The following is a 15,606-nucleotide window of genomic DNA, read 5'->3' as shown; positions in this document are numbered from 1 at the left end:
TATTAGACTCTCAACTGAATTAGATCACCATAAAAGCGATCAGCCATCAGCACAAATTGTAGATATCGCTTAATTGAAATAAGTTGATGATGTGTACTCAAACTCTTCTAAGCGCTTAACATCCATAGGCATACCCAACAAATAGCCTTGTAATTGCTGACAGCCTAACCGTGATAAAATTTCCATTTGCAGAGGACTTTCAACACCTTCTGCCGTCACGACTAAACCCAAACGAATCGCCAGATGAACAATACTTTCTAAGATCATTTCATCTTTTGAGCCAACGGTCAGCTCATGAATAAAACCACGATCAATCTTCAACTCATCCACAGGAAGATTTTTTAAATATAAAAAACTGGAATGTCCTGTCCCAAAGTCATCAATCGCCAAACGAATCCCCATTTCACGTAACCGCTGTAAGGTACGAATGCTGCCTTCGATATGGTGCATGGCCGTACTTTCAGTGATTTCAATAATTAAATGGTTTGGGTTGACTTTATATTTATCAAAAAGATGCTCAAGATTATTAAATAAATGCTTATGCTCAAACTGCACCGCTGATAAATTCACGGCAATCGGATACAGTTCAATTTTCTCTCGCTCCCAGATTTGCAGCTGTTTACACGCTTGCTCCAAAGCCCAATAGCCCATCTGGATAATCAGCCCCGTTTTCTCCGCGCCTTTAATAAACATATTCGGGGTCAGCAAGCCTAAAGTCGGATGCTTCCAGCGAATCAGCGCCTCGACTCCACAAATCCGTTGATCTTGAATGGTAAATTTAGGCTGGTAATACAAAACAAACTGTTGTTCTTCTACGGCTTTATATAAGTCATTGATCAGCTTAGTTTGGCTTTTCGCTTCTTGTTGGTCAAAACTGTAATTAAAAATAGAATAGGTATTTCGTCCCTGATATTTTGAGGTCAGCATCGCTGCATCGGCATTAATCAATAAATCTTGCAAATTACTACCATGTTCGGGATACATCGCAATACCAATACTGGCAGACACATTGATTTCTTTACCCGCAATCAAAAAGCTATCTTGAATCAACTCCAGCACGTGCTCCGCCATTTGGCACGCTTGCTCTGGAGTGGCCTGCTCCAGCACCATCAGAAACTCGTCCCCACCAATTCTGAGAATTTTTTCATTTTTACTTAAGTGGCGATGAATTCGTGTGGTCAGTTGAACCAATAATTGATCCCCAACATGATGCCCAAAGACATCATTTACGGCTTTAAAGCGGTCTAAATCGATATATAAAAAGGCAATGCTTTCATTGCGGAAGCGTTGATCTGTAAACAAAAAATGGGCGTATTCCGCCAAATACAATCGATTGGGCAGCTTGGTTAAATTATCCTGTACCGCCTGATTTGCCAGCTCTTTATTGGCCAGAGAAAGTTGAATATTGCGCTCTTCTAAACGTTGTTCCAGCACCGCAACAACAAATGCTGCCACCAAAATCAAACAGGTAATAAAGATAACAACAAATAAAACGATGCTTTGACCTGCTTCAAGGGTCATCACCAGTTTATCACTATGGGTTGGATAGAACGAGACTGCAAGCATGCCCGTATAATGCATACTCACGATGGTCAAGGCCATCATCCCTGCAACATACCATTGGTACAACAGTTTCTTACTGACCGCACTTTTATATTTAAAGATCAGCCAAAAGGTTAAACCCGAGCCACTGATGGCAAGCAAAATAGAGAAAACTGTCAGCAAGGGATTGTAAACACTCTGATAGCCCTCAATAATCAGCCCCATCATGCCAGTATAATGCATGCCCGAAATACCAAGCCCCATCAATACCGACCCCAAAACCAATCTTAAAAAAGGTAAGGTCTGACGCGTGGTCAACCAAATTGAAAAAACAGATGCAATAAAAGCAATAAAAAAAGAAAGAATTGTCAGTGCAGGGTCAAAATAACTATGCGTCGGCAAATCACAAGCCAACATACCCACAAAATGCATGGCCCAAATGGCACAGCCTAAGAAAAAACTACTGAGTAAAATGAGCACTGTTTGAAATTTTTTACGCCAAGTACGAAATAATAAGCGTTCGGTCGACACTGCAAAAAAACACGCCAACAATGCCACAACAATTGAACCTAATACCAAACTAAAATCGTAATGCACATGCATCATATAAAATGTCCGTATTAATTTCTCTTTTTCTTCATTTATATCCTTTTTATCAAAGGCGAAAAGCATTACTACCCGATTAAGAATCTTATACAAACAGGTTCAGGTCAAGAAAAAATCACAGAGATATCATTAGAATTTATAGATTTATTTTACCTAGCAGATTGCTTTAGCAGCATGCCAATCCCACATTTGTGTTTTGAATCACAATTTAAATAAAAAGCCAGTCGAAACTGGCTTTTTAATACATTGCATCAGAGATTAAACTATTTTGCAGTACCTTTTTGCAACTTGGCATAATCTAATAAGACATTTGCAGATTCAGTCACAAATGCTTCCTCTTCAGGCAATGCAGGACGTTGATTCGCTTTCATTTTAGCGCGTGCTTCAACCAAAGCTTCCATAGAAGCTTGATAGCTTTCCCAGTTTGCATAAGGCTTTTGTCCTGCAATCTGACGGCGCTTGTTTTCCGAGTCTAAAGTCTGTTTTTCCAGTGCCAACAATTCAGCTTTACGTTGATCAATATCTAAAACTACACGTTTTTGATCTTCGGTCTTTTTCGAGATGTCTTTACGCTGTTCAAGATAGTTAAACTGCGGGTCGACTTTAACGCGTGCTTGCGACAGCTCACCTAAACGTTTTACATACGGTGCAATGCTGCCTTCACGTTTAAACGGTGCGGTTGGAATGGTGTCCCATTCAAGCGCATTTTTCGCTTTACGCTCACCAAACTCTTCATTGTAAATATCTACCAATTTCACGTCTGGAATTACGCCTTTGTTTTGCGTACTGCCACCCGTTACACGGTAAAACTTACGTTGCGTTAGTGTCGCTTGACCATGCGCCAAGTTATCGAGCTGAACTTGTGCTGTTCCTTTACCTGTGGTGGTGCTACCAATCACAATGCCACGTTCATAGTCTTGAATCGCAGCAGAATAAATTTCGCTTGCAGACGCAGATGCTAAATTCACCATCACTGCCAGTGGACCTGCATAGGTCTGTGCACCATTGTCATCGTCTTCGAAAACGCTCAAATTGCCGTTACCATCTCGAATTTGCACCACAGGACCTGACTTAATCACCTGTCCAAGCATACGCGCCACTTCTTCAAGTGATCCCCCTGGGTTATTACGTAAGTCGATAATAATCCCTGATACATTCTTGGCCGCTAAAGTTTTCAGCGCATTGTTGGTATCTTCAGATACAGAACGATATTCTGTGCCCGCACGACGTGCACGATAGTTCAAATAGAAAGACGGAATTTCAATCACACCAAAGGTGTATTGTTGTCCATCACGCGTTACATTCACGGTACGTGAACGTACTCCTGCATCTTCTTCTTGAATGACGTCACGGGTAATGGTCACATTACGCGCTTGGCTCATCGGTGCACCTGAACCGAGTAAGCGTATGGTAACTTTGGTACCACGTTTACCACGGATTAAACCCACAATTTCATTGCTCGGCCAACCGATGACATCCACCATTTTTTCGCCATCTTGTGCCACACCAATGATGCGGTCACCCGACTTCACCTGTCCAGACTTGCTTGCAGGACCACCTTCCACAATGGTTTCGATTTTGGTGTAGTCTTCATTGCCCCGTTCAGGTCGAATTGACACCCCAATCCCTTCAAGTTGCAAAGTCGTCTGACGGTTCAATTCCATTGCATCGACAGGCGGGAAATAGTTACTGTGTGGATCATAGGTAAGCGTCATTGCATTGAGTGTTTTGTCTAACACATCATCGCTTTTCACTCGTGAAATACGTTCTAACTGGCGCGTATAACGCTTGGTTAAAGTCTGTACTGGGGTTAAATCTTCCGAGCTAGTGAGATCTTGTCCATTGGCCAATTCTGGGTTGGCTTTAAGCGCTTTTTGCTTCGCTAACTCTTCTTCTTTGCTGATGGTCAAATTAATCAGCTGCGAAACCAACATTTTGTTCCAATGCTGACGCTGCGCCGCTTCATTGGCAAAATACGGTGCCTTTTCACGATCCGTTTCGATATAAACATTGGCTTGTTTTAAGTTCTGCGGCTTTTTCAGCTCATCCAGCATATAGGTATAAAACTGGGTCAAACGATCACGATACTGTGCATGAATCGCATACGGTCCACTTAAGTCACCTGCTTTTAAAGCCGCACCTAAGTTTGAGCCATATTTACGCTTATAACTCTCTACTTCAGAGGCAAGAAACAGCGAATGGTCTGGATCTAAACTGTCCAGATAGAAATCGAGAATACGCGCCGATGTTTTCGCATCTAAACGTTGATTGAGATAATGTTGACGGTCAACCAAGGTCGCCAGTTGACGAGACACCAAAGCCTGCTCCTGCGACGGAACAATAGCTTGTTTGGTTACAGCGGTAGTTTCAGTCGCTGCAATGGCTTCATTAATGGCATGGGTGAAAAAGAATCCACCCGTTGCAATTGCAACCGCACAAGCAATGGTTTGAAGTTTCATAAATAATTCTTAGTTCCTTGGTTTTTGACCAAAATTACAATGTCATTTTTCGACATGAATTGAGAATATTCAAAATCTTAAACAACTTAATCTGTTTATGTCGTGTAGTTTTATCATAATCTGTGCTGACAAAATGTAGCAAATCATTGCAAAATTCGGGTATTGTTTTCGACGACCTGTTTCGCTCTCATTTCAGAGCCAAAACAGTCACTGACCAAAAAATCAAATACGGACACCCAATATGATTGGCGCATTGATGCTCGACATCGCAGGCACAGAACTTACTCAAGAAGATATTGCACTATTACAAGCACCGCAAGTCGGTGGCATGATTTTATTTGGACGAAATATTGAGTCTCCTGCACAAGTTCGCGCCCTAACCGACCATATGCGCCGAATTCGTCCTGATATTTTGATTGCTGTCGATCAAGAAGGCGGACGCGTTCAACGCTTAAAACAGGGCTTTAGCCTACTTCCAGCAATGGGTAAGTTTGGCGAGCTATTCTTAAGCGAACCTGAAAAAGCCTTAAGCTTGGCAGAACAATCTGGCTGGTTGATGGCGACAGAAGTGCTTGCCGTCGGTATCGACTTTAGCTTTGCCCCTGTACTCGACTTAAATGACATCAGTGATGTGATTGGTGACCGTGGCTTTGCCAAAAATATTCAAGACATCGTACCGCTGGCCAGTGCATTCCTAAAAGGGATGAAAGCCGCAGGCATGGCATCAACAGGCAAACATTTCCCCGGTCATGGTTCAGTCAAAGCAGACTCACATGTCGCAGCAGCCATCGACTCACGCACGTATGATGAAATTTATGCCAAAGATATGCAGACTTTTATCAAACTGATGCCGCAGTTGGATGCACTCATGCCTGCCCATGTGATTTATAACCAAGTCGATCCAAACCCAGCAGGTTTTTCACCGTATTGGATTCAAACCGTTCTACGTCAACAACTGGGCTTTGATGGTGTCTTATTCTCAGATGATTTAAGCATGCAAGCCGCATGTGTTGCGGGTGGTGCAGATGCACGCATTCAAGCTGCACTCCATGCTGGCTGTGACATGGGGCTGGTATGTAATGATCGAGCAGCCGCATGCGTGGCCTTGGAGGGGATCAACCAACTGGCGCTGCCAAACCAAGCTCGCTTAGAACGCATGCGTGGTCAGATTCCAAATATCAGCGTTCAGTCGAAGCTGTATTTAGGTGAAAATTGGGCCAAAGTACGCGACCAAGTGGAACTGTTTAGATTAAGTTAAGCACTTCATCTTTGACCATTTCAACCGCGATATTTCGGACAAAGGGACATCACAAGATGTCCTTTTTTCATTATGATAAACTTAAAATAAATCAACAGGCTTGCTCTGCATTGCCCAAACAACAATGCTAAAACAACAAAATATCAGGTACGGATACCATGACAGATGCTTTATCGGCTCATCGCCACATCTCTTTTACTGCGCACTATACAGGCTATATTTGGTATAGCATGGGCATCTCACATCCTGTATTTGCCACCCGCAAAGGGAAGTTACTGGCCAAACTGGTGCATCCACTCGAAAGTTGGGCCGAAAAACACGTCGGTGGCAGCATGCGCACGACCTTAAAACAGCGTCATCAAATGATTGATGACCACCTCAGCGCGCTGATCCAACAGTACCCAAACTTACAAGTTTTAGAAATTGCCAGTGGTCTGTCCCCACGCGGCTGGAGCTTTCGCCAACAGTATCCTGAGATTGACTATCGTGAACTCGACTTACCGGACATGGCACAAATGAAAACTCAGGCCTTAAAACAGATCGATCAGACCAGTCCTGCGGTTCTCTCTGCCGACTTATTTAGTGCAGATTTTTCCCGTGCTTTTGAGGTGTTTGACCCAAACCGCCCCTTGGTGGTGGTTAGTGAAGGTTTGATCAACTACTTTAGCAAAGACATGCTTGCTCAACTGCTACAGGGCATTGTCCAATACGGACAGCAGTTTGATCAGCTATATTATCTCACTGACCTCTACCCTGAACCTGTGAAAAATAAGCTGGCTAACTTTATTTGGAGCAGTAGCAAGCTTTTAAAATGGATGTCCCGTAGCGCCTTTGGCTTTCACTTTATCAGCCCACCTGAAGCCACTCAGTTTTTCAAACAAGCGGGCTTCCATACTGTTAACGTTCACCAACCCACTTTAGCCTTCAATAGTACTCAGGCCGATACTTCAAACTTAGATCAGCAGGACCACTTAGGCGACTTGGTCTGGTTGATACATAGCCAATGGCAAAAGCCCAATCAACCCGAGCAATAAACTTAGTCCCCATAAAAAAACAGCGATGACACGCTGTTTTTTTATTTTTAAATTTCAATTAACTCACGGCTTCGAGCAACGTCTGTTCTTGTTTCTGACGCCCCACAAAGCGAAGCAGTCGCTCCGCGAGTTCAAAACTGCCATGTTTAAATAAGGCACGAATATACGGTCCATCTTCCGAGAAAATTAAACATTCAATCTGAAACTCGCCTTCTTCATCGCTCAAGTGTAAAGCTAAATCACGCGGATATTTAGCCGCCACAGCAGCTAAGTCTGACTCAAAGCGTAAAAGTACCCCAAAGTAGTTCAAATCCACCACTTCTGTCGCAATCACCAAATCCGAATGACGATAGTTTAAGAAGGTTTCAGGGTGTTGAATCTGAACCCGCTCTTCACCGCGGCGCTCCATATCCAGCATTTGTGCTCGACTAAAGGGAATAATCCCGTCTAAGTGTTGAATGGACTCGTCCTTCAGAAACGTCGCAAACAAGTGCATGGTTTCTTTACGGCGTTGTAGCTGTGGCACATGGTCTGCATTGGCAATTTGTGCATATTCCATGTCAGGACATTGCAACGCAAAGTTGGCATTTTCATGTGGCAAGGTAAAACTGTCATATTGGCCACAGGCCACCAAAACTTTGCACTGTGGAATCGGCACATCGGTGAGGCGAAGCAAACGATTACAGTTGATTTCATAGCGCTCTTGTTCTGTTGCAGTAAACTCCGCCATCTGTCTGAAGAACAAACGTTTGGCTGTGGGTGACATTTTGGTTTTATCCATTTTGGCATGATTGACCAAATACAAAATCACGGCCTGACCAAACTCATCCATGCGTTGTTCACGCATTAAATGTAACGATTCCTCCAGCAACATCCGCCAGCTTTTACGGGTCTTTTGCATCACACCCATTAAAATCATACGGTCAATCAGCTCTGGTCGTTGATTGGCTAGACAAGACGCCACAACTGAGCCCAGTGACATGCCCATCACTGAAACTTTGTCTAATCCTTCAATGTCTAACCAAACACCGAGCATTTTCGCGAGATCACCCAGTTCTAATGTTCCTGCAGACAAGCCCGTATCGATATTACGAATTTGTTGATTGGCACCCATTGAAGGCAAATCAATCAGGACAATCGGACCGGCATCGAGCAGTTGTTCAACACAGTATTTGTAGGAATTAAAGTTTTGAAACGCTCCACCAATAATCACGATAGGCGTGCGATGGAATGACTCTGGCCGAGCAATCGCCATGTATTCGACTTTCCAGCCCTCAATCCATGTGGTTCGTGCAGGTTCTTTAAAGCTGTTACGATGGTAAACATCAAAAAAACCTAAGCGTAAATTCGCGTCATCCAGCTCGGCATCCCTTTGAATCATAGAATTCATGTTCCTTCCCTCTACTCTTGCCTGTACTTTTTGTTTTGCAAGAAATGCACGATCACGCCTGTCAACGACAACAGGGTGTTCAGTGTTGTAATAATTATGCAAGGACTTCTATGTCCTAAAATTCATTCTATACAGAGCACTGTTTTACACGCAACAGATTGTGCAACCGCTCATCATGTTTTAGATAAAAAACAATTTCAAAATATGTATAAGTCCGCCTCTACACTGGATTTTTCATGTAGAGACTATGCGGTCGAGTGTTAGGCTGTTACTATCTTCTGTGAAATTTCTAAGTGATCAAACCGCTATGCAAGAGTCGATTGAACAATATATGCAAACGGTAGGACAGCAAGCACGTCAAGCTTCTCGTATTTTGGCGCGTGCCTCTACCGAAACTAAAAACAACGCTTTGTCAGCTATTTATACTGCTTTAGTCAACAGTGAGCCCACTATTTTAGCGGCGAACCAAGCAGATATGAACAAAGCGCACAGCAACAACTTAGACAGTGCTTTACTTGATCGCTTAGAACTGTCTCCCGCACGCTTTAAAGGCATGTTGCAAGGCTTAAAAGATGTGATTGGCCTCAAAGATCCTGTTGGTGAAATCACCGACATGGCCTATCGTCCGTCAGGAATCCAGCTTGGTAAGATGCGCGTTCCTTTAGGCGTGGTTGGCATGATTTACGAGTCTCGCCCAAATGTGACTTTAGAAGCCGCATCTTTAGCACTAAAGTCTGGTAATGCCATTATTTTACGTGGTGGTTCTGAAGCACTCGAGTCCAATAAAGCCATTGCTGAAGCCATTCAACGCGGTTTAAAACTGGCGGGTTTACCTGAACATGCGGTTCAAGTCATTAACACCGCAGACCGAGCAGCCGTGGGGCAACTGATTACACTCACCGAATTTGTCGATGTGATTGTTCCACGTGGAGGCAAAGGCCTGATTGAACGTATCAGCAATGAAGCCCGTGTCCCTGTGATTAAACACTTGGATGGGAACTGTCACGTTTATGTTGAAGCACAAGCTGACCTACAAAAAGCCCTACCGATTGCGCTCAATGCAAAAACTCACCGTTACGGCGTATGTAATGCAATGGAAACTTTGCTGGTCGATGAAAAAGTCGCAGATGAGTTTTTACCGCGTGTCGCTGAGCTCTACACTGAAAAGCAAGTGGAGTTACGCGGCTGTGCTGAAACTCAGCGCATTTTAGGTGCGACAGTCAAAACGGCGACAGAAGAAGATTGGTACACCGAATACCTCGGTCCAATTTTAGCGGTGAAGGTAGTGTCTGGTATGGAAGAAGCGATTGAGCATATCAACAAATATGGCTCACACCATACCGATTCGATCATTACAGAAAACTACTCTCTAGCCCGCGAGTTCTTGGCCGCTGTGGATTCGAGTTCTGTCATGATCAATGCCTCGACCCGTTTTGCCGATGGTTTTGAATATGGCTTAGGTGCAGAAATTGGCATCTCAACTGATAAAATCCATGCCCGTGGCCCAGTCGGCTTAGAAGGCCTGACTTCACAAAAATGGATTGTGTTTGGTGATGGTCAAATTCGCCAATAACTCATCCGGCACATTTTAAATATCTATGTTCAGCTCTTTCCAGAGGGCTGAACATTTTTTATATCTGAACGCCCTCTGCAAGCACTCAAAACAAAAGCATGATCATCATAAGATGCAGGCGTATTTTACTGCCCCCCTATCGGCTGTTGTTTTGACTTTAGATCCCTCTTTTCACATAAAGGCGTTTACCAACTCAATCAGTGCCATTTCAATGCAAATAATTAAAATCTAGAGGAAATCATGCTTTTTTGATGGTCACATTGATTGTGCATGTGATTATGTGTGGGTCTAAAATGAAATATCAAAAATAAACAGGAAAGCCACAATATATTCAGCTCTTTTCAGCGGATAGCGTGTTATTTTTAAAGGGTTGGAGCTGATGAATAATTCAGCATCATTTCATGAATAAATGAAAATCATGAACCGATAAATTTTAATTATTATTCATCAGACGGTCGATAGTGCTTAAGTCTAATCACCTAAAGTCTATCTAGGACTAAAAAAATACACATGATACAACATAAAAAATGATCAAGATTGCATAAGAACGTACTGCATGAAGATCAGTTCTAGGACGGATAATTCAATTAGAATCAGGTATTAAAACGTGTCTACATCAGTATTAGTAATTAACTGCGGATCTTCATCAATCAAATATGCGCTCGTTTCTGAACGTCGTGAAGATCGTATTTTCGGTTTAGCTGAGAACTTAGGTTCTGCTGACGCTCGCATCAAAGGCATTACGGCGGGTGGTCAACCCCTTGAATTGTCTATTCCACATGCCGATCATGAGAAAGCATTGGAAACCATCTTAGAACGCCTTTCACATTATAACCCTCAAGCCATTGGTCACCGCGTGGTACACGGCGGTACATTGACCAAAGCTGAGCTTTTAACAGAAGAAATTGTCGAACGCATTCGTGCAGCAACACCACTAGCACCACTACACAACCCTGCGCACTTGGTTGGGATTGACGCCACTATGCGTTTATTCCCAGAGCTACCACAAGTGGCTGTATTTGATACGGCATTCCACCAAACCATGCCTGCACATGCTTACCGCTACGCTGTGCCAAAGTTCTTATACACTGAGCACAATGTACGTCGCTATGGCTTCCATGGTACAAGCCATGCTTATGTGTCTGAACGCGGTTCTGAACTGGCAGGTAGCTTCAAGCAAGGGGGCTGGTTAACCGCACACTTGGGTAATGGTAGCTCTACTTGTGCCATTTGGAATGGACAAAGTGTAGACACTTCAATGGGCTTAACTCCACTTGAAGGTGTCGTGATGGGCACACGCAGTGGTGATGTCGATCCAAGCTTACATAGTTTCCTTGCCAACAACCTAGGCTGGGACATTTATAAAATTGATAAAATGTTGAATAGCCAATCGGGCTTACTCGGGTTGTCTGATCTATCAAATGACATGCGTACTTTGATTGAAGCCTCTGAACAAGGCAATGAAGATGCGACTTTAGCCATTGAAGTGTTCTGCTATCGCCTCGCAAAATCATTGGCCGCACTGAGCTGTGGTCTACCACGTCTTGATGGCTTATTCTTCACGGGTGGCATTGGTGAGAACTCGGCATATATTCGTGAAAAAACAGTCGCTTTCCTACCGCACTTTGGTTTTAACTTGAGTAAAGAAGCCAATGACAGTTTAAAACGTGGTACCGAAGGTCGTATTGATACAGGTACAGGCCCTCAAATTTGGGTTGTGCCGACCGATGAAGAAGGCCGTATTGCCAAAGAAACTGCATCCGTGGCCGATGAGGTGATTCAAACTGCTGCAAAAAAGTCTGAAGACAATGTAGCGATCGCTTAAGCGATCGTTACATTCACTCAAGTCTGTTTTAAATTCTTGTATGACGAATAAATATATGAAAACAATTTTACTTGTGCCCACTGGGGAAGGCGTCGGCTTAACATCTGCGTGTCTGGGTTTGGTTTATGCGCTGGAATGCCAAGGTGTTAAAGCTGGATTTTTAAAACCTTTTTCTCAAGAACTAACCACAGGTGCAGACCGTACCACAGCGCTCTATCACCATGTTTCAAAAAATGAAACCGTTGAACCGATTAGCTATCACACCATTTTGCAACAACTCAGTGCGGGTGAAAATGATGAGCTACTTGAAGATGCGGTGCGTTTGCACCGTGCTATTGCGCGTAAGCATGACCTGATCATTGTTGAAGGTTTAGTCCCGAATAGCCAAGATTCTTTTGCTTCTGAACTAAATGCACAACTTGCGCAAGCACTCGATGCCAAAGTTATTATTGTCAGCAATGCAGACATTAATAAACCGAGCGCGACGGCTGAAAAAGTCGATAGCCAACTACGCTACTTTGGGGGTGCAAGTTCAGAGCGAACCGCGGGCGTGTTATTGATGCGCACCAAAGGCTTGCCCGATGACTCAGCACACATTCCAGTGACGTTTGACCCAAGTCTGCGTTTAATCAGCGATACCAATAAATTTATTATTGAGCTCCAAAAGACCCATCCAAAGCTCGGATCAGACAAACTCCCTGTAATCGGCTTGGTTCCATTTAGCAACACGCTCAGTGTACCGCGTATGTCTGACTTGGCTTCACACATTCAGGCGGAATGGATCAATCAAGGCGACGCGACTCAACGTCGTGTGTTGCATAGCAGTTTGATTGCATCAAACATTGAACATGAACTACATAAGTTTGTCGCAGGCGAGCTCATCATCAGTGCATCAGATCGTATCGATGTGCTTTTGGCATCCAGCTTAGCCAGCAGTAACGGTATTCCATTGGCAGGTTTGGTACTGACTGAACACCATACGCCAAACGAGCAAGTGCTTGCGTTCTGCCAAACAGCGATTAAACAAGGCTTACCAATTTTACATACAGCGCTCAGCACGTTCGACACGGCGCAGAGCTTAGCCAATCTCAGCAATGAAATTCCGGTCGATGATACTGAACGCGCTGAGCAAGTCACTCGTTTTGTGTCGAGCCATATCAATGAAGAATGGCTAAAGGTAATGTTGAATGGCTCGTACCAACCTCGTCTCTCACCTTCGGCTTTCCGCCATGAATTGGTACAAAAGTCGATTGCTGCGAAGAAGCGGATTGTCCTCCCTGAAGGCGATGAGCCACGTACAGTTCAAGCTGCGGCCATTTGCCAATCTCGTGGCATTGCACACTGTATCTTATTGGCGAAACCTGAAGCTGTCGTAGAAGTGGCAAAAGCACGTGGCATCGAGCTTCCACATGACTTAGAAATTATCGATCCAGATTTGATTCGTGAAAACTATGTCGAAAAAATGGTGGAACTGCGTAAAGGCAAACTGAACGAGCTACAAGCGCGTGAACAGCTGCAAGACACTGTCGTTCTAGGCACCATGATGTTGGCACTCGATCAAGTCGACGGTTTGGTCTCAGGCGCAATACATACTACAGCCAATACTGTACGCCCTGCCTTCCAACTGATTAAAACAGCGCCTGAGTACTCACTGGTCTCTTCCGTGTTCTTTATGCTGTTACCCGATGAAGTCTATGTCTATGGCGACTGTGCAATTAACCCAGACCCAAATGCCGAAGAGCTCGCTGAAATTGCGATTCAATCGGCTGACTCAGCGAAGGCCTTCGGTTTAGACCCACGTATTGCGATGATTTCATACTCAACAGGTACCTCTGGTGCTGGAGCTGAAGTTGAGAAAGTCGCTGAGGCAACACGTATAGCGAAAGAACGTCGTCCTGATCTGTTGATTGATGGCCCACTTCAGTACGATGCAGCATCGGTTGAAAGTGTCGGACGCTCGAAAGCACCTGATTCTAAAGTTGCAGGTCGTGCCAATGTGTTTATTTTCCCTGACTTAAACACAGGAAACACGACTTATAAGGCCGTACAACGCTCTGCTAATGTGGTAAGCGTCGGCCCAATGTTGCAAGGTTTGAACAAACCTGTAAATGACTTGTCTCGTGGTGCTTTGGTGGATGACATCGTGTTTACGATTGCACTCACTGCAATTCAAGCAGAACAGCAAGCAACAGCGTAAAGTAATTTGAGCGGATCAAAACCATCCAACGGAAAAGTTGGGTGGTTTTTTATTTTAAAAGCGCTGTATTCAATGAAATAAACGTTTAGAAAAAAACGTACACCTTCACAATTATTTATCAATATCTTAGGCTAAAAATCTACTTATTCACTTAGAATAACAACCCAATAAAAAAGAGGAGTACACCTAAAATTGGAATGTAAATCCAGTTTTTTCTTATCCATTGATTGATCTTAAAATCAATAATCCATCCACGGTCACCTTTCCTCATCATCTCTTGATACTGGTCATTTGATTTTTTTGATAAAGGAAATAAATTTGCTGTGTAAATGGGAAGTAATAATCCACCAACTATCAATAAACAACCAACTATTGAAAGAAATGAAAGCTCCATTATTTTCTTCTCTTGAACTATTTTAAAATGTAATTTTGCGATTGCTACTGTAATCAGCACACGATGTGAAACCATTTTTCACTAAATACAAATTCGTCACTCTCCAGCATATACAATTGAACTGAGTGTAGTACCACCTAATCGTATAGCCTCTCAAACATTCGACTAATGTATATTTACAAGCATAGCCCAAACACAGATAAAACAGTAAGACTTTACTTTTCAGACACTTAAACAATATACTCAAGAGATATAATTAAATTCTAAATCATTGGTCTCATAATGAATAAAAAATTGCTTCCAATTCTAATAGTGACAACATTTTCACTGACAGCATGTAATGAATCTAAGCAGCACCAAACACCGCCAGACTCAACCACAACATATACAAACTTAAGCACAGCAAATCCAACTGACATTAAAGCGGATCTTGATGCCCTAGATCAGATTTCGAATAAAAACTCTCAGGCCATTTTGAACGCACAAGATGCACTTAAAGCGGCTCGTCAAAATAAAGAAGTCGATACCATCCCCGCCCTGCTAGAACAACTGAAAACCCATTCTCTTGCGTTTAATACTGCACTAGATGCAACAAACTTCAAAAGCCAAGAAGGTGCTGCGTTACGTGAGAAATTTAAGCAAGTCCATTTACTTGGTGTGGAACTGGCACAAGAAAATACTAAAAGTCCACCACAGATGCAGCGTATAACAGCACTTGAAGCAGAAATCAGCGTCATACAACAAAGCTCTATCAGTGAAATGAGAGCCTTACAACACATGATTTACCCTCAACTGAATTCAGGGGCATTAAACAACACGCGACAACAGGTAAAATCAGACCCTGAGCTCAATGTTACGGCTCATACCCCACCCCATAGCACCTCACATCTGAGTCAAGATAATGCTGCAGACATCAAACATGACCTTATTGCGCTCTGGGCACAATCAAGTGCAGCCACCAAACAAGAAGCAGAAAACTCAAGGTGGGAGATAAAACATGCGATGGAAAAAAAAGATCTTCGTGCTCTGAAAACTGCAATTGAAAAATCAAACAAACGCATTCAAAGTCTGAATCAAAATTACGACGCTGTGTCTCTCAAAAGCTCGGAAGTTGCCGCAGCCCGTGAGAAGCTCATAAAAAACAATAATCTTCAAATTGAAATGGGTAATATTATCTTATCCAGCTCGCCAGATAGACAAAAGTTTGAGGAGTTGCAAAAGAAACGATCCAATTCTCAAAAAATGGTTGAGATTGAGATGGAAGCACTTTGGATTAAAGCCAATACAGCATCATGATGAGGGCATCGTATCAGCTCGATTCCATTATT

10 protein-coding genes are annotated in these 15,606 nt (G+C 43.2%); 6 read left to right on the top strand and 4 right to left on the bottom strand.

What is annotated here, in order from left to right:
* Positions 1–69 precede the first annotated feature (69 nt).
* Together F946_RS03875 and F946_RS03870 are read right to left on the bottom strand one after the other, a co-directional pair.
* On the bottom strand, positions 70–2,148 hold the full coding sequence (locus tag F946_RS03875) for a bifunctional diguanylate cyclase/phosphodiesterase (RefSeq protein ID WP_004979095.1): 2,079 nt from the start codon (positions 2,146–2,148) through the stop codon (positions 70–72).
* Positions 2,149–2,411: 263 nt separating this feature from the next.
* A complete protein-coding gene (locus F946_RS03870; RefSeq protein ID WP_004979093.1) occupies positions 2,412–4,607 on the bottom strand; it encodes a carboxy terminal-processing peptidase in 2,196 nt (731 codons plus the stop codon).
* 241 nt (positions 4,608–4,848) lie between these two features.
* Here F946_RS03870 and nagZ point away from each other — a divergent pair, with 241 nt between their 5' ends.
* The gene (nagZ, locus tag F946_RS03865; RefSeq protein ID WP_004979091.1) at positions 4,849–5,865 is read left to right on the top strand and encodes a beta-N-acetylhexosaminidase; all 1,017 of its coding nucleotides are present in this window, start codon (positions 4,849–4,851) and stop codon (positions 5,863–5,865) included.
* A 158-nt stretch (positions 5,866–6,023) separates the two neighbouring features.
* Positions 6,024–6,899 carry a class I SAM-dependent methyltransferase gene (locus F946_RS03860; protein ID WP_004979089.1) on the top strand — a complete coding sequence of 292 codons (876 nt, stop codon included), beginning with the start codon at positions 6,024–6,026 and terminating at the stop codon, positions 6,897–6,899.
* Positions 6,900–6,957: 58 nt separating this feature from the next.
* Here F946_RS03860 and F946_RS03855 read toward each other — a convergent pair whose 3' ends face one another.
* On the bottom strand, positions 6,958–8,289 hold the full coding sequence (locus tag F946_RS03855; protein WP_004979086.1) for an alpha/beta fold hydrolase: 1,332 nt from the start codon (positions 8,287–8,289) through the stop codon (positions 6,958–6,960).
* A gap of 307 nt (positions 8,290–8,596) precedes the next feature.
* Here F946_RS03855 and F946_RS03850 point away from each other — a divergent pair, with 307 nt between their 5' ends.
* From F946_RS03850 to pta, 3 genes are all read left to right on the top strand, one after another.
* Complete coding sequence (locus F946_RS03850; protein ID WP_004979082.1) at positions 8,597–9,862, top strand: glutamate-5-semialdehyde dehydrogenase; 1,266 nt, start codon at positions 8,597–8,599, stop codon at positions 9,860–9,862.
* Between the two features lie 607 nt (positions 9,863–10,469).
* The gene (locus F946_RS03845; RefSeq protein ID WP_004979078.1) at positions 10,470–11,687 is read left to right on the top strand and encodes an acetate/propionate family kinase; all 1,218 of its coding nucleotides are present in this window, start codon (positions 10,470–10,472) and stop codon (positions 11,685–11,687) included.
* A 55-nt stretch (positions 11,688–11,742) separates the two neighbouring features.
* Positions 11,743–13,884, top strand: a complete 2,142-nt coding sequence (gene pta / locus F946_RS03840) for a phosphate acetyltransferase (protein WP_004979077.1) — start codon at positions 11,743–11,745, stop codon at positions 13,882–13,884.
* Positions 13,885–14,035: 151 nt separating this feature from the next.
* Here the strand turns inward: pta and F946_RS17360 are convergent, their stop codons facing one another.
* The gene (locus F946_RS17360; RefSeq protein ID WP_227556924.1) at positions 14,036–14,338 is read right to left on the bottom strand and encodes a hypothetical protein; all 303 of its coding nucleotides are present in this window, start codon (positions 14,336–14,338) and stop codon (positions 14,036–14,038) included.
* Positions 14,339–14,560: 222 nt separating this feature from the next.
* Between F946_RS17360 and F946_RS03830 the strand changes: the two genes are divergently transcribed.
* Positions 14,561–15,574 carry a hypothetical protein gene (locus F946_RS03830; protein WP_004979072.1) on the top strand — a complete coding sequence of 338 codons (1,014 nt, stop codon included), beginning with the start codon at positions 14,561–14,563 and terminating at the stop codon, positions 15,572–15,574.
* The last annotated feature ends 32 nt before the right edge of the window (positions 15,575–15,606 follow it).

Origin of the sequence: Acinetobacter johnsonii ANC 3681 (genome assembly GCF_000368805.1) — a bacterium.
Classification (GTDB): Bacteria; Pseudomonadota; Gammaproteobacteria; order Pseudomonadales; family Moraxellaceae; genus Acinetobacter; species Acinetobacter johnsonii.
Note: the sequence above shows the minus strand (reverse complement) of the source record. Positions and strands in the feature narration are given on the sequence as shown.

Coding starts and splice junctions, on each gene's coding strand:
- F946_RS03875 (WP_004979095.1), bottom strand. CDS start 2,148: ATGATGCATGTGCATTACGATTTTAGTTTGGTATTAGGTTCAATTGTT.
- F946_RS03870 (WP_004979093.1), bottom strand. CDS start 4,607: ATGAAACTTCAAACCATTGCTTGTGCGGTTGCAATTGCAACGGGTGGA.
- nagZ (WP_004979091.1), top strand. CDS start 4,849: ATGATTGGCGCATTGATGCTCGACATCGCAGGCACAGAACTTACTCAA.
- F946_RS03860 (WP_004979089.1), top strand. CDS start 6,024: ATGACAGATGCTTTATCGGCTCATCGCCACATCTCTTTTACTGCGCAC.
- F946_RS03855 (WP_004979086.1), bottom strand. CDS start 8,289: ATGAATTCTATGATTCAAAGGGATGCCGAGCTGGATGACGCGAATTTA.
- F946_RS03850 (WP_004979082.1), top strand. CDS start 8,597: ATGCAAGAGTCGATTGAACAATATATGCAAACGGTAGGACAGCAAGCA.
- pta (WP_004979077.1), top strand. CDS start 11,743: ATGAAAACAATTTTACTTGTGCCCACTGGGGAAGGCGTCGGCTTAACA.
- F946_RS03830 (WP_004979072.1), top strand. CDS start 14,561: ATGAATAAAAAATTGCTTCCAATTCTAATAGTGACAACATTTTCACTG.